The organism is Burkholderia sp. 9779_493 (genome assembly GCF_015712215.1).
Taxonomy (GTDB): Bacteria; Pseudomonadota; Gammaproteobacteria; order Burkholderiales; family Burkholderiaceae; genus Burkholderia; species Burkholderia cenocepacia.
Genome location: NZ_JACCQA010000015.1, coordinates 52057 through 78106 on the forward strand (window position 1 = coordinate 52057; position 26050 = coordinate 78106).

The 26050-nt window shown below is 68.7% G+C and carries 25 protein-coding genes; 17 read left to right on the top strand and 8 right to left on the bottom strand.

Annotation, left to right across the window (positions count from 1 at the left end; genetic code table 11):
• Nucleotides 1-127 precede the first annotated feature (127 nt).
• The 3 genes from H0X95_RS17280 to speE form a co-directional block, all read right to left on the bottom strand.
• Nucleotides 128-895 carry a 16S rRNA (uracil(1498)-N(3))-methyltransferase gene (locus H0X95_RS17280; RefSeq protein ID WP_006493615.1) on the bottom strand — a complete coding sequence of 256 codons (768 nt, stop codon included), beginning with the start codon at nucleotides 893-895 and terminating at the stop codon, nucleotides 128-130.
• A gap of 17 nt (nucleotides 896-912) precedes the next feature.
• Complete coding sequence (locus H0X95_RS17285) at nucleotides 913-1329, bottom strand: VOC family protein (RefSeq protein WP_006485715.1); 417 nt, start codon at nucleotides 1327-1329, stop codon at nucleotides 913-915.
• An 88-nt stretch (nucleotides 1330-1417) separates the two neighbouring features.
• Entirely contained in the window at nucleotides 1418-2275 is an 858-nt protein-coding gene (gene speE / locus H0X95_RS17290) for a polyamine aminopropyltransferase (protein ID WP_006485711.1), read from the bottom strand.
• A gap of 215 nt (nucleotides 2276-2490) precedes the next feature.
• Between speE and tkt the strand changes: the two genes are divergently transcribed.
• Together tkt and gap are read left to right on the top strand one after the other, a co-directional pair.
• Nucleotides 2491-4563 (top strand): transketolase, encoded by a 2073-nt coding sequence (tkt, locus tag H0X95_RS17295; RefSeq protein WP_006485709.1) that lies wholly within the window; start codon nucleotides 2491-2493, stop codon nucleotides 4561-4563.
• An 87-nt stretch (nucleotides 4564-4650) separates the two neighbouring features.
• Nucleotides 4651-5661: a type I glyceraldehyde-3-phosphate dehydrogenase gene (gene gap, locus H0X95_RS17300; protein ID WP_006485712.1), complete on the top strand. Its 1011-nt coding sequence runs from the start codon at nucleotides 4651-4653 to the stop codon at nucleotides 5659-5661.
• A 77-nt stretch (nucleotides 5662-5738) separates the two neighbouring features.
• Here gap and H0X95_RS17305 read toward each other — a convergent pair whose 3' ends face one another.
• Nucleotides 5739-6629, bottom strand: coding sequence for a LysR family transcriptional regulator (locus tag H0X95_RS17305; protein WP_006496730.1), 891 nt, complete (start codon nucleotides 6627-6629; stop codon nucleotides 5739-5741).
• Nucleotides 6630-6779: 150 nt separating this feature from the next.
• Here H0X95_RS17305 and H0X95_RS17310 point away from each other — a divergent pair, with 150 nt between their 5' ends.
• Together H0X95_RS17310 and H0X95_RS17315 are read left to right on the top strand one after the other, a co-directional pair.
• Entirely contained in the window at nucleotides 6780-7553 is a 774-nt protein-coding gene (locus H0X95_RS17310; protein ID WP_034201869.1) for an SDR family NAD(P)-dependent oxidoreductase, read from the top strand.
• Nucleotides 7554-7566: 13 nt separating this feature from the next.
• Nucleotides 7567-8625: an L-idonate 5-dehydrogenase gene (locus H0X95_RS17315; RefSeq protein ID WP_006496728.1), complete on the top strand. Its 1059-nt coding sequence runs from the start codon at nucleotides 7567-7569 to the stop codon at nucleotides 8623-8625.
• A 125-nt stretch (nucleotides 8626-8750) separates the two neighbouring features.
• Here the strand turns inward: H0X95_RS17315 and H0X95_RS17320 are convergent, their stop codons facing one another.
• On the bottom strand, nucleotides 8751-9950 hold the full coding sequence (locus tag H0X95_RS17320) for an MFS transporter (protein WP_059721664.1): 1200 nt from the start codon (nucleotides 9948-9950) through the stop codon (nucleotides 8751-8753).
• 309 nt (nucleotides 9951-10259) lie between these two features.
• Between H0X95_RS17320 and cynR the strand changes: the two genes are divergently transcribed.
• Nucleotides 10260-11150, top strand: a complete 891-nt coding sequence (gene cynR / locus H0X95_RS17325; RefSeq protein WP_196446126.1) for a transcriptional regulator CynR — start codon at nucleotides 10260-10262, stop codon at nucleotides 11148-11150.
• Nucleotides 11151-11180: 30 nt separating this feature from the next.
• On the opposite strand, the gene H0X95_RS17330 is transcribed toward cynR, so the two are convergent.
• Entirely contained in the window at nucleotides 11181-11903 is a 723-nt protein-coding gene (locus tag H0X95_RS17330; protein WP_006484666.1) for a FadR/GntR family transcriptional regulator, read from the bottom strand.
• 212 nt (nucleotides 11904-12115) lie between these two features.
• On the opposite strand from H0X95_RS17330, the gene H0X95_RS17335 reads away from it, so the two are divergent.
• The 3 genes from H0X95_RS17335 (at nucleotide 12116) to H0X95_RS17345 (ending at nucleotide 15095) form a co-directional block, all read left to right on the top strand.
• A complete protein-coding gene (locus tag H0X95_RS17335; protein WP_006484664.1) occupies nucleotides 12116-13435 on the top strand; it encodes a C4-dicarboxylate transporter DctA in 1320 nt (439 codons plus the stop codon).
• A gap of 104 nt (nucleotides 13436-13539) precedes the next feature.
• Complete coding sequence (gene alc, locus H0X95_RS17340; RefSeq protein ID WP_006476931.1) at nucleotides 13540-14547, top strand: allantoicase; 1008 nt, start codon at nucleotides 13540-13542, stop codon at nucleotides 14545-14547.
• A 14-nt stretch (nucleotides 14548-14561) separates the two neighbouring features.
• Complete coding sequence (locus H0X95_RS17345; RefSeq protein WP_059721692.1) at nucleotides 14562-15095, top strand: ureidoglycolate lyase; 534 nt, start codon at nucleotides 14562-14564, stop codon at nucleotides 15093-15095.
• A 94-nt stretch (nucleotides 15096-15189) separates the two neighbouring features.
• Here the strand turns inward: H0X95_RS17345 and fur are convergent, their stop codons facing one another.
• Complete coding sequence (fur, locus tag H0X95_RS17350; RefSeq protein ID WP_006400349.1) at nucleotides 15190-15618, bottom strand: ferric iron uptake transcriptional regulator; 429 nt, start codon at nucleotides 15616-15618, stop codon at nucleotides 15190-15192.
• A 141-nt stretch (nucleotides 15619-15759) separates the two neighbouring features.
• Here fur and bamE point away from each other — a divergent pair, with 141 nt between their 5' ends.
• The 9 genes from bamE to H0X95_RS17395 all read left to right on the top strand — a co-directional run bounded on the left by bamE (nucleotide 15760) and on the right by H0X95_RS17395 (nucleotide 25079).
• Nucleotides 15760-16557, top strand: a complete 798-nt coding sequence (bamE, locus tag H0X95_RS17355) for an outer membrane protein assembly factor BamE (RefSeq protein WP_006496725.1) — start codon at nucleotides 15760-15762, stop codon at nucleotides 16555-16557.
• Between the two features lie 65 nt (nucleotides 16558-16622).
• The gene (dapB, locus tag H0X95_RS17360) at nucleotides 16623-17420 is read left to right on the top strand and encodes a 4-hydroxy-tetrahydrodipicolinate reductase (RefSeq protein ID WP_006485630.1); all 798 of its coding nucleotides are present in this window, start codon (nucleotides 16623-16625) and stop codon (nucleotides 17418-17420) included.
• An 18-nt stretch (nucleotides 17421-17438) separates the two neighbouring features.
• On the top strand, nucleotides 17439-18107 hold the full coding sequence (locus H0X95_RS17365; RefSeq protein ID WP_196446127.1) for a MotA/TolQ/ExbB proton channel family protein: 669 nt from the start codon (nucleotides 17439-17441) through the stop codon (nucleotides 18105-18107).
• 24 nt (nucleotides 18108-18131) lie between these two features.
• On the top strand, nucleotides 18132-18590 hold the full coding sequence (locus tag H0X95_RS17370) for an ExbD/TolR family protein (RefSeq protein ID WP_196446128.1): 459 nt from the start codon (nucleotides 18132-18134) through the stop codon (nucleotides 18588-18590).
• A gap of 264 nt (nucleotides 18591-18854) precedes the next feature.
• Nucleotides 18855-21449: a leucine--tRNA ligase gene (leuS, locus tag H0X95_RS17375; RefSeq protein ID WP_059721662.1), complete on the top strand. Its 2595-nt coding sequence runs from the start codon at nucleotides 18855-18857 to the stop codon at nucleotides 21447-21449.
• A gap of 38 nt (nucleotides 21450-21487) precedes the next feature.
• Nucleotides 21488-22039: an LPS-assembly lipoprotein LptE gene (locus H0X95_RS17380; RefSeq protein WP_006483412.1), complete on the top strand. Its 552-nt coding sequence runs from the start codon at nucleotides 21488-21490 to the stop codon at nucleotides 22037-22039.
• Nucleotides 22040-22057: 18 nt separating this feature from the next.
• Nucleotides 22058-23152: a DNA polymerase III subunit delta gene (holA, locus tag H0X95_RS17385; RefSeq protein ID WP_006483419.1), complete on the top strand. Its 1095-nt coding sequence runs from the start codon at nucleotides 22058-22060 to the stop codon at nucleotides 23150-23152.
• Nucleotides 23153-23361: 209 nt separating this feature from the next.
• Nucleotides 23362-24633 (top strand): glutamate-5-semialdehyde dehydrogenase, encoded by a 1272-nt coding sequence (locus H0X95_RS17390; RefSeq protein ID WP_059721661.1) that lies wholly within the window; start codon nucleotides 23362-23364, stop codon nucleotides 24631-24633.
• Between the two features lie 23 nt (nucleotides 24634-24656).
• Entirely contained in the window at nucleotides 24657-25079 is a 423-nt protein-coding gene (locus H0X95_RS17395) for a CopD family protein (RefSeq protein ID WP_089434541.1), read from the top strand.
• A gap of 108 nt (nucleotides 25080-25187) precedes the next feature.
• Here the strand turns inward: H0X95_RS17395 and H0X95_RS17400 are convergent, their stop codons facing one another.
• A complete protein-coding gene (locus H0X95_RS17400) occupies nucleotides 25188-26036 on the bottom strand; it encodes a MurR/RpiR family transcriptional regulator (RefSeq protein ID WP_006483414.1) in 849 nt (282 codons plus the stop codon).
• Nucleotides 26037-26050 lie beyond the last annotated feature (14 nt).

The window sequence follows — 26050 nt, forward strand, 5'->3', positions numbered from 1 at the left end:
CGAACGACCCGTCAAAAGCCCGCTTCGAGCGGGCTTTTTTGCGTCTGCGATTCGCGTCCGGCTGCAGGGCGTGGCGCGCGAAGCACGGTGTGGGGCGAGCCGTTGAACGCGGCGCGCCGACGCGTTTTTACCACCCGCCCCAGCGCGCCGCCAACGCCGCGAGCACGGCCGCGCCGGCCGTCTCGGTACGCAGCACGCGCGGCCCGAGCGACAGCGCGGTGAACCCGCGTGCGCGAGCTGCATTTTCCTCGTCGGGCGACAGCCCGCCTTCGGGTCCGATCAGCAGCGTGACGGCGGCCGCGGGCGGCGCGTCGGGCAGCGACGCGAACGGGATGCTCGCGCGCGGCGACAGCAGCAGCCGCAGTTCGCCGTCGGCCGGCGCGGCCGGCAGCGCGTCGAGCCATGCACTGAAGCCGATGACCGGCGCGACGTCGGGCACGCGGTTGCGGCCGCATTGCTCGCACGACGCGCGCACGACGCCGCGCCAGTGCGCGACGCGCTTGTCCGCGCGTTCGCCGGACAGCTTCACGACGCCACGCGCGGTCGACAGCGGCACGACCGCTGCGACGCCGAGCTCGACGGCCTTCTCGATCACCCAGTCCATCTTGTCGCCGCCGGCGATCCCCTGCGCGAGCGTCACGCGATAGGGCGGCTCGGCCTCGGCGGGCTCGAACGAATCGACCTGCACGAGCGCGCTGCGCTTGTCGACCTCGACGAGCCGCGCGCGGTACTGGCCGCCCGTGCCGTCGAACAGCGCGAGCACGTCGCCGGGCTGCAGGCGCAGCACCTGCACGTGGCGCGCGACGTCGGCCGGCAACGCGAGCGTGGCGTCGGCGCGCAGCGCGGCGTCGACGAAAAAGCGCGGCACGGCCGCGGTGGTGGTGGCTTCGGTCATGCGTGTGGCGGTTTCGGTCATGCGTCGAGACGGCACCCGAGCGCCCAGCGGTAGCCGTCGAGATCCTCGATCTGCGCGAACCGGTCGCCCCAGAACTGATCCTGCGGCGCGCTCAGCGATTTTGCGCCCGCGTCGAGCGCGCGCTGCCAGGTGGCGTCGACGTCGTCGACATACAGATAGAACGATTGCGGCGCGGTGGCGTTCGCGTGCTTCGGCGTGAGCGCGGGCGAGCCGAACGCGCCTTCGGGCGCGAACATCACGATCAGCTGGCCGCGATAGGCCATCTCGACGTGCATGATCGCGCCGTCCTCGTCGTGCACGTCGCGCACCGTGAAGCCGAATGCGGCCTGGAAGAACTCGATGGCCGCGCGCGCGTTGCGCACGGCCAGGTAGGGCGTCAACCAAGGCACGTTGGCCGGACGTGGATCGGTCATGAAAATCTCCTGTTGCACAGTGTCGGCGCTTCTCGCGCCTGCGCCGGTCTCATGCTGGAACAACGGAACGTTGCGGCCGTCCGGATGTTCAGCGGCGAACGCCCAGTGTATCGCGCAGCGCGCGCGGCAGGGCAAAGAGGGACGCATGCAGTCGCGCATCGTAGTAGCGCAGGCCGTGGACGCGGCGGGCCGCGAGCCGTTCGTCGACATCGTGCGCGAACAGCGCGGCCGCATCGAGCGTGTCGCTCGCGATCGCCATCAGCCACTGCGAGCCGTACAGCGGCACGTGCGCGGACAGCGGATCGACGACCGCGAAGCTCGCGCGCAGGTCGTCGAGCAGCGCCGCGATGCGCGCGGCGTGGAACACCGGCGAGCCGAGATGCATCGAGATCGCGCCGCAGCGCGTGAGGATCCGCTTGAGCCGCGCGTAGAACGCGCGCGTATAGAGGCCGGCCGCCGGCGAATCGGGCGGCGTGAGGTCGAACACGACGAGATCGAAATGTTCGATCGTCGCCTCGACGAAATGCGCGGCGTCGCCGATCACGACCTCGACGCGCGGGTCGTCGAGCGCACCCTGGTGCACGTCGTCGAGATAGCGGCGCGCCATCCCGACCACCTCGTCGTCGAGTTCGGCGATCACGATCCGTTCGATGCACGCGTGCTTGAGCAACTGACGCGCGGCGCCGCCGTCGCCGCCGCCGAGCACGAGCGCCTTCTTCGGCGACGGATGCGCGAGCGCGGCCGGGTGCGTCATGCACTCGTGATACACGTACTCGTCGCCGACCGACGTCATCGGCCGGCCGTCCAGCGTGAACAGCCGGCCGAGCTGCGGGGTTTCCCAGACTTCGATCTGCTGGTGCGGGGACGCGACGTGCGCGAGCCGCCGCGCATTCGGGAAGCCGTAGGTGGCGTCGGGCGTAGGGTGAAAGAGAAGGGTCGTGCTCACGGGCGGGCCGCTGGGGCGGGCAGTTCCGACGCCTGAATTATAGGAGGCGGGCGGTTTGGTGGAAAACCGTGCCGGAACACGATGCGCCGACAAGGGAAATGTCAGCCCATCTGTTAAAATGACGAGCTTTGCAGCCCCGTCCGTTGGCTCCGTCCGCTTCGCGTCCGTCAGGCGCCGCACCGCGCGCCGGGAACGATTGACGCTCGAGCTTCCGGATGCCGCCGTGCCCCCGTTTCCTCGACTCGTTCTCCGGACTCGACATGACGACTTCGTCTCCCGCCTCCACCACCCTGATGGCCAACGCGATCCGTGCGCTCGCGATGGACGCCGTCCAGCAAGCGAACTCCGGCCACCCCGGCATGCCGATGGGCATGGCCGAAATCGGCGTCGCGCTGTGGTCGCGCCATCTGAAGCACAACCCGACGAACCCGCACTGGGCCGACCGCGACCGTTTCGTGCTGTCGAACGGCCATGGCTCGATGCTGCTGTACTCGCTGCTGCACCTGACCGGCTACGACCTGCCGATCGAGGAGCTGAAGAATTTCCGCCAGCTGCACTCGAAGACGCCGGGCCACCCGGAATACGGGATCACGCCGGGCGTCGAGACGACCACCGGCCCGCTCGGCCAGGGTCTCGCGAACGCGGTCGGCATGGCGCTCGGCGAAGCGCTGATGGCCGACGAGTTCAACCGTGACGGCGCGAAGATCGTCGATCACCACACGTACGTGTTCCTCGGCGACGGCTGTCTGATGGAAGGTATCTCGCACGAGGCCTGCTCGCTCGCGGGCACGCTGAAGCTGAACAAGCTGATCGCGCTGTACGACGACAACGGCATCTCGATCGACGGCGACGTCGTCAACTGGTTCCACGACGACACGCCGAAGCGCTTCGAAGCGTACGGCTGGAACGTGATCCCGAACGTGAACGGCCACGACGTCGATGCGGTCGACGCGGCCATCGCGAAGGCGAAGCTGTCGGACAAGCCGACGCTGATCTGCTGCAAGACGGTGATCGGCAAGGGCGCGGCCACGAAGGCCGGCGGCCACGACGTGCACGGCGCGGCGCTCGGCGCGGAAGAAATCGCGAAGACGCGCGAAGCGCTCGGCTGGAAGTGGGAGCCGTTCGTGATTCCGCAGGAAGTCTATGCGGCCTGGGACGCGAAGGAAGCCGGCAAGCGCGCCGAGTCCGAATGGGACGCGACGTTCGCCGCTTATCGCGCGAAGTTCCCGGCGGAAGCCGCCGAATTCGAGCGCCGGATGGCGAACAAGCTGCCGGCCGACTGGGCCGAGAAGGCGGCAGCGATCATCGCCGGCGCGAACGAGCGCGCCGAGACGGTCGCGACCCGCAAGGCGTCGCAGCAGGCGATCGAAGGGCTGGCCGCCGCGCTGCCCGAACTGCTCGGCGGCTCGGCCGACCTGACCGGCTCGAACCTGACCAACTGGAAGGCGTCGAAGGCGGTGCGCGCGAATCCGGAAGGCGCGGGCGTGCTGCTCGGCAACCACATCAACTACGGCGTGCGCGAATTCGGCATGAGCGCCGCGATCAACGGCCTCGCTCTGCATGGCGGCCACAAGCCGTTCGGCGGCACGTTCCTGACGTTCTCCGACTACAGCCGCAACGCGCTGCGCGTGGCCGCGCTGATGAAGGTGCCGTCGATCTTCGTGTTCACGCACGATTCGATCGGCCTCGGCGAAGACGGCCCGACGCACCAGTCGATCGAGCACGTGTCGAGCCTGCGCCTGATTCCGAACCACGACGTCTGGCGTCCGGCCGACACGGTCGAGACGGCCGTCGCCTGGACTCACGCGGTCGCCGCGGATCGTCCGTCGAGCCTGATCTTCAGCCGCCAGAACCTCGCGTTCAACCCGCGTACCGATGCGCAGATCGCCAACATCGAGAAGGGCGGCTACGTGCTGAAGGACTGGGACGAAGAAATCGTCGCGCGCAAGATCATCCTGATCGCGACGGGCTCGGAAGTCGAACTCGCGATGAAGGCCGTCGAGCCGCTCGCGCAGCAGGGCATCGCGGCCCGCGTCGTGTCGATGCCGTCGACCAACGTGTTCGACCGCCAGGACGCCGAGTACCGCGAACGCGTGCTGCCGCACGGCGTGCGCCGCGTCGCGATCGAAGCGGGCGTGACGAGCTTCTGGCACAAGTACGTCGGCCTTGAAGGCGGCGTCGTCGGGATCGACACGTTCGGCGAATCGGCGCCGGCCGGCGTGCTGTTCAAGTACTTCGGCTTCACCGTCGAGCACGTCGTCGAGACCGCGAAGGCCGTGCTGGCCTAAAAGCATACGCGACGCGCGCCACCCCTCGCGCGCGTCGCACCGTGAAGCTGCACGAAACGAATTTTTTCAGCCATCAGGAGATAGACCATGACGATTCGCGTCGCAATCAACGGCTACGGCCGTATCGGCCGCAACACGCTGCGCGCGTTCTATGAAAACGGCAAGAAGCACGATCTCGAGATCGTCGCGATCAACGACCTGGGCGATGCGAAGACCAACGCGCACCTGACCCAGTACGACACCGCGCACGGCAAGTTCCCGGGCGAAGTGTCGGTCGACGGCGACTACCTCGTCGTGAACGGCGACAAGATCCGCGTGCTCGCGAACCGCAACCCGGCCGAACTGCCGTGGGGCGAGCTGGGCGTCGACGTCGTGATGGAATGCACGGGCTTCTTCACGACGAAGGAAAAGGCGAGCGCGCACCTGAAGGGCGGCGCGAAGAAGGTGATCATCTCGGCGCCGGGCGGCAAGGACGTCGACGCGACGATCGTCTACGGCGTGAACCACGACGTGCTGAAGGCCGAGCACACGGTCATCTCGAACGCATCGTGCACGACGAACTGCCTCGCGCCGCTCGTCAAGCCGCTGAACGACAAGATCGGCCTCGAAACCGGCCTGATGACGACGATCCACGCGTACACGAACGACCAGGTGCTGACGGACGTCTATCACGAAGACCTGCGCCGCGCGCGTTCGGCCACGCACAGCCAGATCCCGACGAAGACGGGCGCGGCATCGGCCGTCGGCCTCGTGCTGCCGGAACTGAACGGCAAGCTCGACGGTTACGCGATCCGCGTCCCGACGATCAACGTGTCGATCGTCGACCTGTCGTTCATCGCGAAGCGCGACACGACGGTCGAGGAAGTCAACGCGATCATGAAGGAAGCATCGGAAGGCGCGCTGAAGGGCATCCTCGGCTACAACGACGCACCGCTGGTGTCGATCGACTTCAACCACAACCCGGCTTCGTCGACGTTCGACGCGACGCTGACCAAGGTGTCGGGCCGCCTCGTGAAGGTGTCGAGCTGGTACGACAACGAGTGGGGTTTCTCGAACCGCATGCTGGATACGGCTGTCGCGTTCGCGAACGCGAAGTAATCCCGCACGTCGCGCGGCCGTCGCAACGCGGCCGGCGTGGCGAACGAGCCCGGCCCGGGGTTTCCCGGCCGGGTTTTTTATTGCCCGGCGTTCGCCGTCACGTGCTCGATCGCATCGACGAACGCGCGCTTCAGCGGGCTGTCGAGATCGGTCCACGCGAGGCCGATGCCGCTGCGATGCCCGGCCAGGTCGAGCGGCCGCGCGAGCACGTTCGGCGGCAGCGCGCTGGCCGCTTCCGCCGGGATCAGCCCGATCCCCATTCCCGCCGCGACGAGCGCGAGCATCGTCGTGAATTCGCCGAACTCCTGCGCAATGTCGAGCGTCGTGCCCGCACGGCTCAGCGCGAGCAGCATGTCGTCGTGAAAGCCGGGCGCGTAGCGGCGCGCGAGCACGAACACGGGCTGGCCGCGCAGTGCGGCTGCCGAAACCGTGTGGTGCGCGGCGAGCGGATGGTCGAGCGGCAGCGCGACGACGAACCCTTCCTCGAGCACCACGCGCGTGTCGATGCCCGCATACGCGGCCGGCAGCCGGATCATCCCGAAGTCGATCCGGCGGTCGCGCAGCGCGGCGACCTGGTCGGGCGTCGGCATGTCCTTCAGTTCGAGCGCGATCAGCGGGTAGCGCTCGCGCATCGTGCGCAGCACGGCCGGCAGCAGCGCCGGCAACACCGACGATACGAACGCGATCCGCAGCGTGCCGATTTCGCCGCGGCTCGACAGCCGCGCGATCTGTTCCGCGCGCGCGGCCTGCTGCAGCGTCGCCCGCGCTTCCGGCAGGAACACGCGCCCGGTGTCGCTCAACTCGACCTTGTGCCGGTCGCGCTCGAACAGGCGCGCGCCGAGTTCCGCCTCGAGCGCCTTGATCTGCATGCTCAGCGCGGGCTGCACGATGAACAGGCGCTGCGCGGCGCGCCCGAAATGCAGCTCTTCCGCGAGCGTGACGAAGGCGCGCAATTGCTTGAGTTCCATGGGTGGCGGGGACGACGCGACGGTAATCAGTTTTCATGATAACCGGATCAAAAAAGACCATTGGCGCGGGCCGGGCCGGCGGCCGAAGATATCGTGAACAGGAGACCGGGCGCGACGGGCGGCCGGCTCGACTGGCACGAGGAGACATCCATGACCCATGCGCTTGACCGGTTCCGCCTCGACGGCCGCCGTGCGCTGATTACCGGTTCCGGCCGCGGGATCGGACTGACGCTCGCCCGCGGGCTCGCGGAAGCCGGCGCGGCGATCGTCATCAACGATCGCAATGAAGAGAAGGCCGCGACGCTCGCGCGCCGGTTTCGCGACGAAGGCTTCGCGGCCGACCATGCGGTGTTCGACGTGGCCGAGCACGCGCAGGTCCGTGCGGCGATCGACGAGTTCGAGGCGCGCGTCGGCGCGATCGACATCCTCGTGAACAATGCGGGCATCCAGCGCCGCGCGCCGCTCGACGCTTTCGACCCGGACGACTGGCATGCGCTGATGCGCGTGAATCTCGACGGCGTGTTCAACGTCGCGCAGGCCGTCGCGCGGCACATGATTGCGCGTGGCCACGGCAAGATCATCAACATCTGCTCGGTGCAGAGCGAGCTCGCCCGGCCCACGATCGCACCGTATGCGGCGACCAAGGGCGCGGTGCGGATGCTGACCAAAGGGATGTGCGCCGACTGGGCGCGCCACGGCATCCAGGCGAACGGCCTCGCACCCGGCTATTTCGAAACCGAACTGAATCGCGCGCTGGTCGACGACGCGGCGTTTTCTGACTGGCTGTGCAAGCGTACGCCCGCCGGCCGCTGGGGGCAGGTCGACGAGCTGTGCGGCGCGGCGATCTTCCTCGCGTCGGCCGCGTCCGATTTCGTGAACGGCCAGACGCTGTTCGTCGACGGCGGGCTGACCAGTGCCGTCTAACCAGGAGCGCGTCATGCGGTTGCGTTGCATGTGTGTGGTGATCCACGGGCCGAACGACCTGCGGGTCGAGGAGCAGGACGCGGGCGAGATCGGCCCGGGCCAGGTGCGTGTCGACGTCGCGATGGGCGGCATCTGCGGCTCGGACCTGCATTATTTCCGGCATGGCGGCTTCGGCGCGATCCGGTTGCAGCAGCCGATGGTGCTCGGCCACGAAGTCGCGGGCACGGTCGCGGCAGTGGCGCCGGACGTGACGTCGGTGAAGGTCGGCGATCGCGTCGCGGTCAATCCGAGCCGGCCGTGCGGTGTGTGCCGCTACTGTCTCGAAGGGCTGCCGAACCAGTGTCTCGACATGCGCTTCTACGGCAGCGCGATGCGGATGCCGCACGTGCAGGGCGCGTTCCGCAACGCGCTCGTGTGCGACGCGGTGCAGTGCGTGAAGGTCGCCGATCACGTGCCGCTGTCGCTCGCGGCGCTCGCCGAGCCGTTCGCGGTCGGGCTGCATGCGGTGTCGCGGGCAGGCCCGCTGATCGGCAAGCGCGTGCTCGTATCGGGGTGCGGGCCGATCGGCGTGCTGGCGGTCGCGGCGGCGCGCGTGCACGGCGCGGCGGAGATCGTCGCGACCGACGTCGTCGACGCGCCGCTGGAAATCGCGAGCGCGCTCGGCGCGGACCGCACGATCAATGCGGCGGCCGATGCCGGCTGGGTCGAGCGCTACGGCGCCGGCAAGGGCACGTTCGACGTGATGATCGAGTGTTCGGGCAATGCGCGCGCGCTGCGCGACGGGCTGGACGTGATGCGCCCGCGCGGCATCGTCGTGCAGCTCGGGCTCGGCGGCGACGTGAGCCTGCCGCAGAACGTCGTGGTCGCGAAGGAGCTGTCGATCTGCGGCTCGTTCCGCTTCCACGCGGAATTCGCGCTGGCGGTGCAGTTGATCAACGCGGGGCGCGTCGACCTGCGGCCGGCCGTCACGCGCGTGTTCCCGATGCGCGACGCGAACCTCGCATTCGAACTGGCAGGCGACCGCCAGCGGGCGATGAAGGTGCTGATCGATTTCGCGAACGAGGCCGCGTGACGGTGCGGCGCTGGCGCGTCGAGACGGCAGTGACGCCCCTGGCACAAAGGCACGCCCGCGATGCGCGGCGCGTGCCTTTTTCGTCGTGCGGCGCAAACGAATTGCTGGATTGCCGCTCTACCGCCTCATTGCGTGACCTGCCGCGAACCGACGCGTTGCGACGCGAGCCACAGCGCGATCAGTACGCCCGATAGCGCCGCACCCGCGATACACACGCCGCGCCAGCCGTCGAGGCCGTACGCGACGCTCGCCGCGAACGAGCCGAGCGCGCCGCCGATGAAGTAGCTCGTCAGGTAGATCGTCGTCACGCGGCTGCGCGCATGGCCGGCCAGCGCATAGATCACGCTCTGGTTCGAGATGTGCATGCCCTGCACGCCGACGTCGAGCAGCAGTATGCCGGCGATCAGCGCCGCGAGCGAATGCGCGCCGGTCGCGATCAGCGCGAACGCGCCGAGCACGGCCGCCGCGAACAGGCCGGTGGCGGCATTGCCGTGGCCGCGATCGACCAGCCGGCCGGCCGACGTCGCCGCGAGCGCACCGACTGCGCCGACGATGCCGAACAGGCCGATCTGTCCTTCGGAATAGCTGTACGGCGGCTGGCTCAGCAGGAACGTGAGACCCGTCCACAGCAGGCTGAAGCACGCGAACACGAGCGCGCCGTAGGTCGAGCGCAGCGCGATCAGCGGCTGCGCGCGCACCAGCGCGACGAGCGACTTCATCAGCGCCGCATAGTCGAGCCGCGCGTCGCGCCGATCCTTCGGCAGCTTCACGGCGAGCACTGCGGTCAGCGCGAGCACCAGCACCGCGGCGATGCCGTACACCGCGCGCCAGCCGAACCCGTCGGCGATCGCGCCGGCCGCGACGCGCGCGAGCAGGATGCCGAGCAGGAGCCCGCTCATCACGGTGCCGACCGCGCGGCCGCGCGAGCGCGCATCGGCGAGCGACGCCGCGAACGGCACGAGCAGCTGCGTCGAACAGGTGACGAAGCCGACCGCGATGTTCGCGACGACGAACATCGTGAAGTTGGTGCTGAACGTGACCGCGACCAGCGCGACGACGTTCAGCATCAGCAACCGCACGATCAGCGTATGGCGATTGACCGCATCGCCGAGCGGCACGATCAGCAGCAGGCTGGCCGCATAGCCGAGCTGCGTCAGCGTGACGAGATAGCCGAGCTCGGTCGGCGCGCGCCCGAAGCTGTGCGCGATCGCGGCGAGCAGCGGCTGCGCGTAGTAGATGTTGCCGATGACGATGCCGCACGCGCACGCGAACAGCAGTGTCATGCCGCGGGTGAGGGGAGGGTGGTTGTCGTGATGCGGTTCCATGATCGCGAAAAACGGCGGCGCCGGCCGGCGGCACGGGGCCGTCGGCTGCGCGGGGTGACGGAAATCGGGGCCGGCGTCGACGGATCGGCGGTGAGCCGATGCGCGCCGGGCGGATCGCGGCCGGGCCCGGATCGGGCGGCCGGCGGATCGTCGTGCGGCGGGCGGCAGGGCAGGCCCGGGCGTGCCGCTCCGGTGCGCCGGCAGCGGCGGTGCGCGGAAGCGGATGTGCGTATGATGCGGGAATCGACCCATAGCGTCCAAGACTGGATCGTTATGGTCTCTATTGGCAAAACCAATATGTTGGCCGCGATGCTTCTCCGCCACATCCGCTATTTCCTGGCCGTCGCCGAGCAGCGCAGTTTCACGCGCGCGGCCGACGCGCTGCACGTGTCGCAGCCGACGCTGTCGCAGCAGGTCCGCCAGCTCGAGGAAACGCTCGGCGTGCAGCTGTTCGACCGCTCGGGCCGCACGGTGCGGCTCACCGAATTCGGCGAGGTCTATGCGCGCCATGCGCGCGCGGCGCTGCACGAGCTCGATACCGGGCAGCGCGCGCTGCACGATGTCGCGGATCTCGGCCGCGGTTCGCTGCGGCTCGCGATGATGCCGACTTTCGCGGCCTACCTGAGCGGCTCGCTGATCGACGCGTTCCATGCCGACCATCCGAACGTCGCGCTGACGATCGACGCGATGCCGCAGGAACGCATCGAGGCGCTGCTCGCCGACGACCGGCTCGACGCCGGTTTCGCGTTCATGCCGCCGCGCGCGCCGGACATCGACGCGCTGCCGCTGTGGGACGAGCCGCTCGCGCTGGTGACGGGCCGCACGCATCGGCTCGCGCGCCATCGCCGCGCGCTCACGCCGGCCGAACTCGGCGGCGAGCCGCTGGTGCTGCTGAGCCGTGCGTTCGCGACGCGCGAGCGGATCGACCGGTATTTCGTCGAGCACGACGCGCGACCGTTGATCGCGATCGAGACGAATACGGTCAGCGCGGTGCTGGCGCTCGTGCGGCGCGGCCGGCTCGCGACGGTGCTGCCCGACGCGGTCGCGCGCGAGAGCGGCGACCTGTGCGCGCTGGAGATCGATCCGCCGCTGCCGACGCGCACGGCCGCGCTGCTCACGCGCAAGGGCGCATACCGCAGCGTCGCGGCCCGCGCGTTCATCGACTGCGTGCGCGCGTATCGCGATCGGTCGGAACGGTGACCGGACCGGCCGGGCGGCGGCGCGGGGGGATTACGCGCCGGGCGTCGGGAAGAAGATGCCCGCGCGCTGCGCGGCGTTCGCGATGTGCGTTTCGATCGCGGTGCCGGCGGCCGCCGCATCGCGCGCGATCAGCGCGTCGACGATCGCGCGGTGCTCGTGCCACGTCGACAGCAGCAGCTCGCGCCGGTAGAACGGCATGCGCTGGCTTTCCTTCATGATGTCCGCGCTGCTGCGCAGGATGGACTCGATCGCCGCGTTGCCGGCCAGATGGATGATCCGCATGTGGAAGTCGAAATCGAGCCGCGACGCCTCGTCGAGCGCGCTTTCGGTCAGCGCGACGTGCAGGTCGGCGAGGTTGTCCTCGAACCACGCGATGTCGGCATCGCTGACCACGTGCGCGGCCATTCGCGCGGCGAACCCTTCGAGCGCATAGCGCATCTGGTAGGTATCGGGCGGCGACGACTGCTCGGCGAATTGCCACGGATGCGCGGCCGACGCCTGCGCGCTTTCGACGTACACGCCCTTGCCCGCGCGGATGCGCAGCATCCCGAGCGCCTCGAGCGTCGACAGCGCCTCGCGCAGCGACGCGCGGCTGATCTCCAGCTCCTCGGAGAGCTGGCGCTGGGCCGGCAGCAGGCTGCCGACCGGATACACGCCTGCCTCGATCCGGTCGCGGATCGTCGCGATGGCGGCGTCGGTCACGGTATGCGGAACATTTTTCATGATGTGAACGATGGCCGGTCTGACCGGCATTGTAATCCGCACGCGGGCGGTGCACGACGGCCCTACGGGAAAGCCACGATCCGCCCCTTTCCGATGCGCCGGCGGTGCGTGCGCAGGGGCGGGAAATCCCTATTTTGTCCGTCCTTGACGCCACTATATCGGCTTCCTACTATCCACCATAACATCACTGGTCTTACCAGTATGAACAGACGAAACTGCAACCGTTGGATCGGGAGAGCGCCGTGTCGAAATTCCTCAATTCGCTGTTTGGCCGGGTAGTCGTCGCATTGATCCTGGGGGTCGCGCTAGGCGCGTTCTTCCCGCATTTCGCCGAGTCGCTGCGACCGCTCGGCGACGGCTTCCTGAAGCTCATCAAGATGGTCATCGGCCCGATCGTGTTCTGCGTCGTGGTCAGCGGGATGGCCAATGCGGGCGACCTGAAGAAGGTCGGCCGGGTCGGCCTGAAAGCCGTCGTCTACTTCGAGGTGATGACGACGCTCGCGCTCGGCATCGGGCTCGTGCTCGCGTGGCTCACGCGCCCGGGCGTCGGGATGAACATCGACCTGCGCTCGCTCGACGCGGCGTCGCTGTCGACGTACGCGAAGAACGCCGAAAGCCTGAAGGACACGGCCGGCTACCTGATGAAGATCATCCCCGAGACCGCGATCGACGCGTTCGCGAAGGGCGACATCCTGCAGATCCTCGTGTTCGCGGTGCTGTTCGGCTCCGCGCTGTCGCTGCTCGGCGACAAGGCGCAACGCGTCAATTCGCTGATCGAGGAACTGTCGCACGTGTTCTTCCGGATCATCGGCTTCATCATCAAGCTCGCGCCGCTCGGCGTGCTCGGCGCGATCGCGTTCACGACCGGCAAGTACGGCGTCGCGTCGCTCAAGCAGCTCGGCTACCTGGTCGCGGTGTTCTACCTGAGCTGCTTCGTGTTCGTCACGGTCGTGCTCGGTGCGGTGATGCGGCTCGCGGGCTTCTCGGTGTTCAAGCTGATCCGCTACCTGCGCGAGGAACTGTCGATCGTGCTCGGCACGGCATCGTCGGACGCGGTGCTGCCGCAGGTGATGAGCAAGCTCGAATACATGGGCATCAAGGATTCGACCGTCGGCCTCGTGATCCCGACCGGCTATTCGTTCAACCTCGACGGCTTCTCGATCTACCTGACGCTCGCCGTGCTGTTCATCGCACAGGCCACCAACACGCCGCTGTCCACGCACGACCTGATCGTCGTGCTGCTCGTGTCGCTCGTCACGTCGAAGGGCGCGCACGGCATCCCCGGCTCGGCGATCGTGATCCTCGCGGCGACGCTGTCGGCGATTCCCGCGATTCCGGTGCTCGGCCTCGTGCTGATCCTGCCGGTCGACTGGTTCGTCGGCATCGCCCGCGCGCTGACCAACCTGATCGGCAACTGCGTCGCGACGGTCGTCGTCGCGGTGTGGGAGAACGACATCGACCGCGCCCGCGCGAAACGCGTGCTGAACCGCGAGCTGCGCTACGTGGCCGACGCGCCGGGCAGCGCCGCACCGGTCGCCGGCGACCAGGCCCACGCGCTCTGAACGCGACTCCCGCGCGGCGCGGCGCCCCTGGCCGCCCCGCGCGACCGAACTTCATGCGACCGGTGCGATGACGTGCCGGCGCTTCTCAACATGATGGAGACGACATGGCAGCCCCCATTCTCGATCCGAACGCGCCGGCTTTCACGCGGCGCTACATGAACCTCGCCGACCCGCGCCTCGGGGCGCAGGCGCTGTTCGCCAGCGACGAATTCTTCGCGCCGAAGGAGCGCATGCTGAATCCGGAGCCGGCCGTGTTCATTCCCGGCAAGTACGACGACCACGGCAAGTGGATGGACGGCTGGGAAACGCGCCGCAAGCGCACGACCGGCCACGACTTTTGCGTGGTGCGTCTGGCGCGGCCGGGCGTGATTGTCGGCGTCGATCTCGATACGAGCCACTTCACCGGCAACTTCCCGCCGGCCGCGTCGATCGAGGCCTGCGCGGTGGACGGCGACACGCCGCCCGACGACGCCGAGTGGCGCACCATCGTCCCCGCGACGACGCTGCAGGGCAACTCGCATCACTACGTGAGCGTCGACGATGCGCGGCCGGTCACGCACCTGCGCGTGAACCTGTATCCGGACGGCGGGCTCGCGCGGCTGCGCGTGTACGGCCAGCCGCAGCGCGACTGGCGTCACGTGCCGGCCGGCGAGCTGGTCGATCTCGCGGCGATCGAGAACGGCGGTTATCTGGTGGCCGCGAATAACCAGCACTTCGGCCCGGCCTCGCAGATGCTGATGCCGGGGCGCGGCGTGAACATGGGCGACGGCTGGGAAACGCGGCGCCGCCGCGAGCCCGGCAACGACTGGGCGATCGTCGCGCTCGCGCGGCCGGGCATCATCCGGCGCGTCGAGGTCGACACGGCGTTCTTCAAGGGTAATTTCCCCGATCGCTGCTCACTGCAGGCCGCGCACGTCACGGGCGGCACCGACGATTCGCTCGTCACGCAGGCGATGTTCTGGGCCGAACTGCTCGGCGAGCAGAAGCTGCAGATGGATCACGTGCACACGTTCGACCAGCTCGCGGCGCTCGGTCCTGTCACGCACGTGCGGTTCAACATCTTCCCGGACGGCGGCGTGTCGCGCCTGCGTCTGTGGGGCGAGCCGGCTTGAAGGAGGGCAGCGGCATGAGCGGAACCCCGATCCTGCGCGTCGAGCGCCTGACCCGCGAAGCGTTCGCGCCGTTCGGCGACGTGATCGCGCTCGAAGGCGCGCGGCATTTCCCGATCAACGGCGGCACGACCGAGCGCTTTCACGATCTCGCGACGATCGACGTCTGCGCGGACGGCGGCCGGCCGCTCGTCAGCGTGTTTCGCGCGCAGCCGCGCGCGGTGCCGGTCGCGATCACGCTGATGGAGCGTCATCCGCACGGCAGCCAGGCGTTCATCCCGCTCGCGGCGGTGTCGCGCTACGCGATCGTCGTCGCGCCGGCCGGCGAATTCCGGCCCGACGCGATGCGCGCGTTCCTGGCCGAGGGCTGGCAGGGCGTCAATTATGCGAAGGGCGTCTGGCACCATCCGCTGCTCGCGCTCGACGCGGTCAGCGATTTCGTGATCGTCGATCGCGGCGGGCCGCAGCCGAATTGCGACGAGATCCCGCTGGAACGCGCGTGGGCGCTCGAGTTCGAGCCGGCCTGCGCGGGCGCCGAAGGGCTTTCGTAAGCCTTCCGGGCGCGCGGCACCATTCCCCGAAAAAGCGGACGGCCCGGGCGGCGAGATGCCGGCCGGGCCGTCTTGCGTGCGCGGGTGGCGCGCTTCAGTGCTTGCGGTGCGGGCAGTTCTCGGTCGTGCACGAACCGTACATCGCGAGCGAGTGCTCCTGGAGCCGGAAGCCGCGTTCCTTCGCGATCGCCTGCTGGCGGCTCTCGATCTCGGCGTCGAAGAATTCCTCGACGCGGCCGCAATCGAGGCACACGAGGTGGTCGTGGTGCGAACCTTCGTTCAGCTCGAACACCGCCTTGCCGGATTCGAAGTTGCTGCGCGACAGCAGGCCGGCCTGCTCGAACTGCGTGAGCACGCGATAGACGGTGGCGAGCCCGATGTCGAGCTGCTCGTTGAGCAGGTTGCGGTAGACGTCTTCGGCCGTCAGGTGGCGCACGGGGCTCTGCTGGAAGATCTCGAGAATCTTGAGGCGCGGTAGGGTGGCCTTTAGCCCGATATTCTTGAGATCCGTCGGATTGGTCATGGCTAGGCATCCCTAGAGTACAATGCAGGGCTTCAATGTTACCGGCTTTTCGCCGTTCCAGATATACGCGCGGCCTGCACGCGGGCCAGCACGGTGAAGGAAATGATCCCAGAATCGCTTTCGCACTTTCAGAGGAGTCGCATGCGGAGTGCCATCATCGCTGCCGCCGCCGTTGTCGCGCTGGCGGGTTGTTCGTCGTACGACAGCGTGACGCAGCGCATTGCGCAGAGCATCACGCCGTATCGGATCACCGTCGTGCAGGGCAACTTCGTGTCGCAGGAGAAAGCCGCACAGTTGCAGGCCGGCATGACGCGCGAGCAGGTCCGCGCGCTGCTCGGCACACCGCTGCTGGCGGACATGTTCCACGCGGATCGCTGGGATTATCTCTTCTACTTCAAGCGCGGCTCGACGTCGATCGTCCAGCAGCGCGACCTCGTGGTCAACTTCTCGGGCGATCGCGTCACGAGCTGGACCGGCGCCGACAACCTGCCGTCCGAGCTCGACCTGCTGGCCGACATCGACGGGGACCGCGGCGGCAAGAAGGCGAAGGCCGCTGCCGCGGCGAAGAAGGCTTCCGAAGCCGCGGCCGCCGCGAGCGCCGCGCAGGCTGCCGCTGCGGCGAGCCCGGCCACCGTGCCGGCGTCCGGCGCGGCGGTCGACCAGGATGCGAACGCCCAGGCGGCGCGCGCGGCGAACCGCGCGACCAACCAGGTGTCGGGGCAGGGTTCGGGTTCGCGTCGGTTCACGCCGGCCGCGCAGGCCTCGGGCGGCGCGCCGGTGCCGGGTGGCCAGCCGCCGGGCGCCGCGCCGGCGATCCAGCCGCAGTTCCAGTTCCATCGTCCGCCGCCGCCGAACGTGTCGAACGAGGCGTCGCCGCCCGTCGGCCCGCAAGGCTCGGACAACCTGCAGAACCAGCCGCTCACCGCACCGGCGCAGTAAGCGGCCGGCGTGCGGAAACGGGGCGGCATGCGCCGCCCGCCTTTAGACCTGTCGTGTAGAAAGCCATGAAGATTGCGATTGCCGGCGCATCGGGCCGAATGGGCCGGATGCTGATCGAAGCCGTTCTCAACGATGCCGACGCGCAGCTCGTCGGCGCGCTCGACCGCGCCGGTTCGCCGTTCCTCGGCCAGGACGCCGGTGCGTTCCTCGGCAAGGACACCGGGATCAAGCTGACCGACGATCTCGACGCCGTGTTCGCGCAGGCCGAGTACCTGATCGATTTCACGCGTCCGGAAGGCACGATGGCCCATATTGCGGCCGCGCTGCGCCACGACGTGAAGCTCGTGATCGGCACGACCGGCTTCACCGCCGAGCAGAAGGCCGAGCTGCAAGCCGCGGCGGGCAAGATCGGCATCGTGTTCGCGGCGAACATGAGCGTCGGCGTGAACGTCACGCTGAAGTTGCTCGAATTCGCGGCGAAGCATTTCTCGCACGGCTACGACATCGAGATCATCGAAGCGCATCACCGCCACAAGGTCGACGCGCCGTCGGGCACCGCGCTGATGATGGGCGAAGCCGTCGCCGGCGCGCTCGGCCGCTCGCTCGACGACTGCGCGGTGTACGGCCGCCACGGCGTGACGGGCGAGCGCGATCCGTCGTCGATCGGCTTTGCCGCGGTGCGCGGCGGCGACATCGTCGGCGATCACACCGTGCTGTTCGCCGGGATCGGCGAGCGCATCGAGATCACGCACAAGTCGTCGAGCCGCGTGTCGTACGCGCAGGGCGCGTTGCGTGCGGTCCGCTTCCTGTCGGCGCGCGGCGCCGGCTTGTTCGACATGCAGGACGTGCTCGGCCTGCGCTGACACCGCGAGGAAACTCCGATGGCGATTCCCACCGGCGTTGTCCACTACCTCGAAAGCGGCGATGCGATCACGCACGCCGTCTCCTATGTGCTGCTGGCGATGTCCGTCGCCAGCTGGTGCTTCCTCTTCATGAAAGCCTGGCTGCTGGTCCGCGCGAAGCGGCAGGGGCCGCGCGCGCTCGCCGCGTTCTGGCGCGCGCCGTCGCTCGACGCGGGCATCGCCGCGCTGGCCGGCGCCGATCGCGAGCGCGTGTTCGTGCCGCTCGCCGAAGCCGCGCGCGATGCGGCCGACGACCACGACCCGGCCGCGCTGGCCGCGCGTATCGAGCGCAGCGAACGCGTGCTGCGCGCGTTGCGTCACGCGATGCTGCGCTCGCAGCGGCGTCTCGAATTCGGCCAGGTGCTGCTCGCGTCGATCGGCAGCACCGCGCCGTTCGTCGGGCTGCTCGGCACCGTGTGGGGCATCTATCACGCGCTCGGCAGCATCGCCGCGAGCGGGCAGGCGCAGATCGAGAACGTCGCGGGGCCGGTCGGCGAGGCGCTGATCATGACCGCGTTCGGGCTGGTCGTCGCGATTCCCGCAGTGCTCGCGTACAACATCCTCGGCCGGCTCGTCCGGCAGCTCGCCGAGGAACTCGACGGCTTCGCGCGCGATCTGCACGTCTTCGTGTGCGCGCAGGGCGCCTGACGCGACGGTTCCGGAGGAACGACCATGGCATTCGGCGGGCTCGAGCACCACAAGGCGTCCGCGCCGATGGCGGAAATCAACATGACGCCGCTGATCGACGTGATGCTCGTGCTGCTCGTCATCTTCATCATCACCGCGCCGCTGATGACGCACGCGATCCGGCTCGACCTGCCGAAGGTCGCGGCGAGTGTCGCGCGCGACACGCCGCAATCCGTCACCCTGTCGATCGACGACGCGGGCAAGCTCTACTGGGACGACGCGCCCGTGGCGCTCGACGCGCTGCCGGCGCGGTTCAAGGCCGCTGCCGCGGGCGCCGCGCCGCCCGAGCTGCGGCTGCGCGCGTCGCGCGCGACGCGCTACGACGTGATCGCGCAGGTGATGGGCGCCGCGCAGGCCGCGGGCCTCACGCGGATCGGCTTCGTGACCGACGTGCCGCCGGCCGGGAGCGCGGCCGCGCCGGCCGCCGCCGGCGCGAAACCCTGATACGCCTGATACGCCGTCGCTGCGGGCCCCGGCGCGCGCTCCCCGGTTTGGAAAAATTCATTCCGGGGGGCGGCGCAAGCCCGTTATTGGCGTGAACGGGCCCTGGCCCGCGCGACCGGCCGTGCGGGCCCGCACGGGCGGTATAATCGACGTTTTTCCCGGCGCGGAACCGGTCAGCCCGTTCCCGCGCCGGGCACGCACGATTTTCGATCCAATCCTGCGCGCGAGCCGTCGCGCCGCTTAAAGCCTAGCCCGAACCACACCATGCACGAGAGATACGTACCCGCCGACGTCGAAGCCGCCGCCCAGGGCGACTGGCGCGCAGCCGATGCCTACAAGACGAAGGAAGATTCGCAGAAGCCGAAGTTCTACTGCGTATCGATGCTGCCGTACCCGTCCGGCAAGCTGCACATGGGTCACGTGCGCAACTACACGATCAACGACGTGATGTACCGCTATCTGCGGATGAACGGCTACAACACGCTGATGCCGATGGGCTGGGACGCGTTCGGGATGCCGGCCGAGAACGCCGCGATGGCGAACGGCGTGCCGCCCGCGAAGTGGACCTACGACAACATCGACTACATGAAGGGCCAGATGCAGTCGATGGGTCTCGCGATCGACTGGTCGCGCGAAATCGCGACGTGCAAGCCCGACTACTACAAGTGGAACCAGTGGCTGTTCCTGAAGATGCTCGAGAAGGGCATCGCGTACAAGAAGACGGGCACCGTGAACTGGGACCCGGTCGACCAGACCGTGCTCGCGAACGAGCAGGTGATCGACGGCCGCGGCTGGCGCTCGGGCGCGCTCGTCGAGAAGCGCGAGATCCCGATGTACTACCTGCGCATCACGCAGTACGCGGATGAGCTGCTGAACGATCTCGACGGCCTCGGCTGGCCCGAGCGCGTGAAGATCATGCAGCAGAACTGGATCGGCAAGAGCTTCGGCGTGAACTTCGGCTTCCCGTACGAACTCGACGGCGAGCAGAAGCTGCTGCGCGTGTTCACGACGCGCGCCGACACGATCATGGGCGTCACGTTCTGCGCCATCGCGGCCGAGCACCCGCTCGCCACGCGCCTCGCGCAGGACAAGCCGGAACTGCTCGCGTTCATCGAAGAATGCAAGCGCGGCGGTGTCGCCGAGGCCGACGTCGCGACGATGGAGAAGAAGGGCGTCGCGACCGGCTTCTCGGTCAAGCACCCGCTGACCGGCGAGCCGGTCGAGGTGTGGATCGGCAACTACGTGCTGATGAGCTATGGCGAAGGCGCGGTGATGGGCGTGCCGGGCCACGACGAGCGCGATTTCGCGTTCGCGAAGAAATACGACCTGCCGATCAAGCAGGTGATCGCGAGCGAAGGACAGACGTACTCGCTCGACGCATGGCAAGAGTGGTACGGCGACAAGGAAACCGCGGTCTGCGTGAACAGCGGCAAGTACGACGGCCTGCGCTACGCGGAAGCGGTCGACGTGGTCGCGGCCGACCTGAAGGCCGGCGGCTTCGGCGACAAGCAAGTCACGTGGCGCCTGCGCGACTGGGGCGTGTCGCGCCAGCGCTACTGGGGCACGCCGATCCCGATCATCCACTGCCCGTCGTGCGGCGACGTGCCGGTGCCGGAGCAGGATCTGCCGGTCGTGCTGCCGGAAGACCTCGTGCCGGACGGCACGGGCAACCCGCTCGCGAAGTCGGAAGCGTTCCTGAACTGCACGTGCCCGAAGTGTGGCGCGGCCGCGAAGCGCGAAACCGACACGATGGACACCTTCGTCGATTCGTCGTGGTACTTCTCGCGCTACACGGCGCCGGACGCCGAGACCATGGTCGACGCGCGCACCGATTACTGGATGCCGATGGACCAATACATCGGCGGCATCGAGCACGCGATCCTGCACCTGCTGTATTCGCGTTTCTGGACCAAGGTGATGCGCGACCTCGGCCTCGTGAAGTTCGGCGAGCCGGCGAAGAACCTGCTCACGCAGGGGATGGTGCTGAACGAGACGTACTACCGCGAGGACGCGGCAGGCAAGAAGACCTGGTACAACCCGCTCGACGTGACGGTCACGCACGACGACAAGGGGCGCCCGGTCGGTGCGACGCTGAACGCGGACGGCCAGCCGGTCGTGCTCGGCGGCATCGAGAAGATGTCGAAGTCGAAGAACAACGGCGTCGATCCGCAACTGCTGATCGACCAGTACGGCGCCGATACCGCGCGCCTGTTCACGATGTTCGCGGCACCGCCCGAGCAGCAACTCGAGTGGTCGGGCGCGGGCGTCGAAGGCGCGAGCCGCTTCCTGCGCCGCGTGTGGAGCTTCGGCTACGGCAACCGCGAAGCGCTCGCCGCCCGCGCCGGGTTCGACGCAGCGACGCTCGGCGACGCCGACAAGGCGCTGCGCCGCGAGATCTACAGCGTGCTGAAGCAGGCCGATTTCGACTACCAGCGCCTGCAGTACAACACGGTCGTGTCGGCCGCGATGAAGATGCTGAACGCAATCGACGGCGCGAAGGGCGCGACGCCCGCCGTGCTGCGCGAGACGTACGGCGTGCTGCTGCGCGTGCTGTACCCGGTCGTGCCGCACGTCACGTTCGAGCTGTGGAAGGCGCTCGGCTACGCGGACGAATTCGGCCCGCTGCTCGATGCGCCGTGGCCGAAGGTCGACGAGGCTGCGCTCGAGCAGGCCGAGATCGAACTCGTGCTGCAGGTGAACGGCAAGGTGCGCGGTGCGCTGAAGGTCGCGAAGGATGCGAGCCGCGACGCGATCGAAGCGGCGGCGGTCGCCGACGAGGCATTCGCGAAGTTCAGCGACGGCAAGCCGGCGAAGAAGATCGTCGTCGTGCCGGGCCGCCTCGTGAACATCGTCGTCTGACGGCCGCCGGCCGTCGGACGTACCCAGAAGGAGCGAAGGTGATCCGCAGATCGTTTTTGATGCTCGTCGGCAGCGCGGTCGCGCTGTCGGCATGCGGCTTCCAGTTGCGCGGCCAGCAGGACTACGCGTTCAAGCACCTGTTCGTGGCCGGTGCGCCGGCGCCCGTCGAGGCGCGGCTCACGCGCCTCGTTCAGGCCGGCAGCGACACGAAGATCGTCAAGTCGGCGGACGACGCCGACGCCGTGCTGCGCATGTGGGAGTCGCGTGGCCAGAACACGCTGACGCTCAACAAGTACGGCTCCGCGCAGGAATACGCGCTGTTCTACACGCTGAACTACACGCTGACGAGCAAGGACGGCACCGTGCTGATCCCGCCGAGCGCGATCGCGCTGAACCGCGCGATGACGTACAGCGACCAGTACACGAACGCGAAGGCGCAGGAAGCCGACATCCTGTACGGCGACATGCAGAACGACGCGGTCGACCAGCTGATGCGGCGCCTCGCGATCGTCCACTCGCTGACGCCGGCGCCGGAGGACGTGGTGCCGGGCGTGGCGCCGCGCGCGCCGCTGCCGCCGCCGCCGCTCTGATCGCGGGCGCACGCAGCGATGCAATTGCGACTTGATGCGCTGGAGCCGCACCTCGCGAAGGGGTTGGCCGGGCTCTATACCGTCTACGGCGACGAGCCGCTGCTCGCGCAGGAAGCGTGCGACCGCATTCGTGCGGCCGCACGCGCGGCCGGCTTCACCGAGCGGTCGGTGCATACGGTCGAGCGCGGCTTCGACTGGAGCGTGCTGCTCGGCGCGACCCAGGCGATGTCGCTGTTCGGCGAGCGCCAGCTGATCGAACTGCGCATTCCGTCGGGCAAGCCCGGCAAGGAAGGCGCCGACGCGCTGAAGACGCTCGCGGCCACGCCCAACCCCGACGCGCTGATGCTCGTCACGTTGCCGCGCCTCGACGCGGCCACGCAGAAATCCGCATGGTTTACCGCGCTGCAGAACGGCGGCGTCGCGCTGAAGATCGATCCGGTCGACCGTGCGCAACTGCCGAACTGGATCGGCCAGCGACTCGCGATGCAGGGCCAGCGCGCCGCGCCCGGCGAGGACGGGCGCCGCGCGCTGCAGTTCATCGCGGAGCGTGTCGAGGGCAACCTGCTCGCCGCGCACCAGGAAATCCAGAAGCTCGGGCTGCTGTATCCGCAGGGCGCGCTGTCGTTCGAGCAGGTGCACGACGCGGTGCTGAACGTCGCGCGCTACGACGTGTTCAAGCTGAACGAAGCGATGCTCGCCGGCGACGCCGCGCGGCTCGCGCGGATGATCGACGGGCTGAAAGGCGAGGGCGAGGCGATCGTGCTCGTGATGTGGGCCGTCGTCGAGGAGTTGCGCACGCTGCTGCGGATCAAGCGCGGCACGACGGCCGGCAAGCCGCTCGCGACGCTGCTGCGCGAGAACCGTGTGTGGGGGCCGCGCGAGCGACTGATCGCGCCCGCGCTGAACCGCGTGTCGGAGGCGGTGCTCGAAAAGGCGCTCGCGTTCGCCGCGAAGCTCGACCGGCAGGTCAAGGGGCTGACGGCCGTCACGCCGGGCCGCCGCACGCAGGACGAACCGCCGCCCGATCCGTGGGACGGGCTGTTCCAGCTCGCGATGACGGTCGCGGGCGCCCGCGGCGAGCGACCGCCGACCGCGGGTCGCGTGCGACGCTAAGTCCCGTTCGGGCCTTCAGCGCGCGCTGCGCAACCCGCTTACAATGCTTCGATAGCTGGCGCGGCACATCGGCCGCTGCCCTGCACGGACGGTTGTCCCGCGAATCATCACTCCCGGACGGCCGTCCCGGGTGGCCGTCCCCGGGTGGCCGTCCCCCGCTTCCCCACGAATTCATGCCGCTCCGCGCGGCTCGCTTCTCGAGTCACACGATGGATATCGATCAGTACATGACCGACCTGGGCCGCCGCGCCCGGCACGCTTCCCGCGCGATGGCGCGCGCCAGCACGGCCGCGAAGAACGCGGCCCTCGACGCCGTGGCCCGCGCGATCGAGCGCGACGCGCAGGCGCTGAAGGAGGCGAACGCACGCGACGTCGCCCGTGCCCGTGAAAAGGGGCTCGATGCGGCGTTCGTCGACCGCCTGACGCTGTCGGACAAGGCGCTGAAGACGATGGTCGAAGGGCTGCGCCAGGTTGCGTCGCTCGCCGATCCGATCGGTGAGATCGGTAACCTCAAGTTCCGCCCGAGCGGGATCCAGGTCGGCCAGATGCGCGTGCCGCTCGGCGTGATCGGCATCATCTACGAGTCGCGCCCGAACGTGACGATCGACGCGGCCGCGCTGTGCCTGAAGTCGGGCAACGCGACGATCCTGCGCGGCGGCTCCGAGGCGCTCGAATCGAACGCGGCGCTCGCGAAGCTGATCGGCGAAGGGCTCGAGGCGGCCGGCCTGCCGCAGGATGCGGTGCAGGTCGTCGCGACGGCCGATCGCGCGGCGGTCGGCAAGCTGATCACGATGACCGAATACGTCGACGTGATCGTGCCGCGCGGCGGCAAGAGCCTGATCGAACGGCTGATCAACGAGGCGCGCGTGCCGATGATCAAGCATCTCGACGGCATCTGCCATGTGTACGTCGACGATCGCGCCGATCTCGACAAGGCGCTGACCGTCTGCGACAACGCGAAGACGCACCGCTACGGCACCTGCAACACGATGGAGACGCTGCTCGTCGCGAGCGGCATCGCCGCGAAGCTGCTGCCGCCGCTCGGCAAGCTGTATCGCGACAAGCAGGTCGAACTGCGCGTCGATGCGGCCGCGCGCGCGGTGCTCGCCGATGCGGGCGTCGGCCCGCTCGTCGACGCGACGGAAGAAGACTGGCACACCGAATATCTGGCGCCGGTGCTCGCGATCAAGGTCGTCGACGGCCTCGACGCCGCGATCGAGCACATCAACCATTACGGCTCGCATCACACGGACGCGATCGTCACCGAGGATCACGACCGTGCGATGCGTTTCCTGCGCGAAGTCGATTCGGCGAGCGTGATGGTCAACGCGTCGACGCGCTTCGCGGACGGTTTCGAATTCGGCCTCGGCGCGGAAATCGGCATCTCGAACGACAAGCTGCACGCACGCGGCCCGGTCGGCCTGGAAGGGCTCACGTCGCTGAAGTACGTGGTGCTCGGGCACGGCGAAGGCCGTCAGTAAGTCAACAGCGAGGCGCACAACCGATGGCAATGCTCTGGGTCAAGACGTTCCATGTCGTTCTGATCGCCGCGTGGTTCGCGGGGCTGTTCTACCTGCCGCGCATCTACGTGAACCTGGCCATGGAGACCGATCCGGCCGCGGTGCGGCGCCTGCTGCTGATGGCGCGCAAGCTGTTCCGTTTCATGACGATGATCGCGGTGCCGGCGCTCGCGTGCGGGCTGTGGTTGTGGCTCGTGATCGGCATCGGCCAGGGGCAGGGCTGGATCCACGCGAAGGTGACCGTGGTGCTGCTGCTGATCGTCTACCACGCGTATTGCGGGCACCTGCTGCGGGTGTTCGAGCGCGGCGAGAACCGCCGCACCGACAAGTGGTATCGCGTGTTCAACGAGCTGCCGGTGCTCGGCATGCTCGCGGCGGTCGCGCTGGTGGTGATCAAGCCGTTCTGAGCGGCGCGGCCGGCGGCGGCGCGGCCGGCGGTACGTCACCGCCGAATCATGCGCAACGGCGCCCCTCGGGGCGCCGTTGTTCGTTTACGCGCGGCGTCGCCGCGACCGCTACTCCTTCGTCGGGTCGTCGATCCGGCGCCGCGTGATCGCTTCCTTCGCGCGGCCGACCCGTTCCATCAGCGCGGGGCCGCGCGACAGCGCGACGCCGACCGCGAGGATGTCGCCGATCGCGAGATGCGACATTCGCGACGTCATCGGCGAGAACACGTCGGTTTCCTCGGCGACGTTCGACGCGAGGCTGACCGTCGCGAGCTTCGCGAGCGGCGAATGGCTTTGCGTGATCGCGACGACTTTCGCGCCGCACGCGAGCGCGGAGCGCGCGGCGTCGACGATGTCGCGCGTGCGGCCGGTGTTCGAGATCGCGACGACGACGTCGTGCGGCCCGAGCAGCGCCGACGACATCGAGAACGTGTGCGGATCCGAATACGCGACGCTCGGCACGCCGAGCCGGAAGAACTTGTGCTGGATGTCCTGCGCGGCGATGCCCGAGCCGCCGGCGCCATAGAACTCGATCCGCGACGCGTTCGACAGCAGCGCGATCGCGTCGGCGACGCTGCCCGCCGACAGGCTGTTGCGCACCTCGATCAGCGCGCCGATCGTGCGGTCGAACACCTTGCCGATGATGCCCGGCGCGGGTTCGTCGGGCTCGACGTCGCGGTACACCGACGACACGCCTGGCGCGACGCTCTGCGCGAGCCGGATCTTGAATTCGCGAAAGCCGCTGCAGCCGAGCGCCTGGCAGAAGCGCGCGATCGTCGGCTGGCTGACGCCGGCGCGGGTCGACAGCTCGGTCATCGCGAGGTCGAGCACCTCGCGCGGCGCGGCGAGGATGTAGTCGGCGAGCTTGCGCTCGGACGGGCGCAGCTCGGGGCGGATCGCTTCAATGCGGGGCAGCATGGGACGGCACGTGG

Coding starts and splice junctions, on each gene's coding strand:
- H0X95_RS17280 (WP_006493615.1), bottom strand. CDS start 895: ATGACCGAAGCCACCACCACCGCGGCCGTGCCGCGCTTTTTCGTCGAC.
- H0X95_RS17285 (WP_006485715.1), bottom strand. CDS start 1,329: ATGACCGATCCACGTCCGGCCAACGTGCCTTGGTTGACGCCCTACCTG.
- tkt (WP_006485709.1), top strand. CDS start 2,491: ATGCCGCCGTGCCCCCGTTTCCTCGACTCGTTCTCCGGACTCGACATG.
- gap (WP_006485712.1), top strand. CDS start 4,651: ATGACGATTCGCGTCGCAATCAACGGCTACGGCCGTATCGGCCGCAAC.
- H0X95_RS17305 (WP_006496730.1), bottom strand. CDS start 6,629: ATGGAACTCAAGCAATTGCGCGCCTTCGTCACGCTCGCGGAAGAGCTG.
- H0X95_RS17310 (WP_034201869.1), top strand. CDS start 6,780: ATGACCCATGCGCTTGACCGGTTCCGCCTCGACGGCCGCCGTGCGCTG.
- H0X95_RS17315 (WP_006496728.1), top strand. CDS start 7,567: ATGCGGTTGCGTTGCATGTGTGTGGTGATCCACGGGCCGAACGACCTG.
- H0X95_RS17320 (WP_059721664.1), bottom strand. CDS start 9,950: ATGGAACCGCATCACGACAACCACCCTCCCCTCACCCGCGGCATGACA.
- cynR (WP_196446126.1), top strand. CDS start 10,260: ATGCTTCTCCGCCACATCCGCTATTTCCTGGCCGTCGCCGAGCAGCGC.
- H0X95_RS17330 (WP_006484666.1), bottom strand. CDS start 11,903: ATGCCGGTCAGACCGGCCATCGTTCACATCATGAAAAATGTTCCGCAT.
- alc (WP_006476931.1), top strand. CDS start 13,540: ATGGCAGCCCCCATTCTCGATCCGAACGCGCCGGCTTTCACGCGGCGC.
- H0X95_RS17345 (WP_059721692.1), top strand. CDS start 14,562: ATGAGCGGAACCCCGATCCTGCGCGTCGAGCGCCTGACCCGCGAAGCG.
- fur (WP_006400349.1), bottom strand. CDS start 15,618: ATGACCAATCCGACGGATCTCAAGAATATCGGGCTAAAGGCCACCCTA.
- bamE (WP_006496725.1), top strand. CDS start 15,760: ATGCGGAGTGCCATCATCGCTGCCGCCGCCGTTGTCGCGCTGGCGGGT.
- dapB (WP_006485630.1), top strand. CDS start 16,623: ATGAAGATTGCGATTGCCGGCGCATCGGGCCGAATGGGCCGGATGCTG.
- H0X95_RS17365 (WP_196446127.1), top strand. CDS start 17,439: ATGGCGATTCCCACCGGCGTTGTCCACTACCTCGAAAGCGGCGATGCG.
- H0X95_RS17370 (WP_196446128.1), top strand. CDS start 18,132: ATGGCATTCGGCGGGCTCGAGCACCACAAGGCGTCCGCGCCGATGGCG.
- leuS (WP_059721662.1), top strand. CDS start 18,855: ATGCACGAGAGATACGTACCCGCCGACGTCGAAGCCGCCGCCCAGGGC.
- holA (WP_006483419.1), top strand. CDS start 22,058: ATGCAATTGCGACTTGATGCGCTGGAGCCGCACCTCGCGAAGGGGTTG.
- H0X95_RS17390 (WP_059721661.1), top strand. CDS start 23,362: ATGGATATCGATCAGTACATGACCGACCTGGGCCGCCGCGCCCGGCAC.
- H0X95_RS17395 (WP_089434541.1), top strand. CDS start 24,657: ATGGCAATGCTCTGGGTCAAGACGTTCCATGTCGTTCTGATCGCCGCG.
- H0X95_RS17400 (WP_006483414.1), bottom strand. CDS start 26,036: ATGCTGCCCCGCATTGAAGCGATCCGCCCCGAGCTGCGCCCGTCCGAG.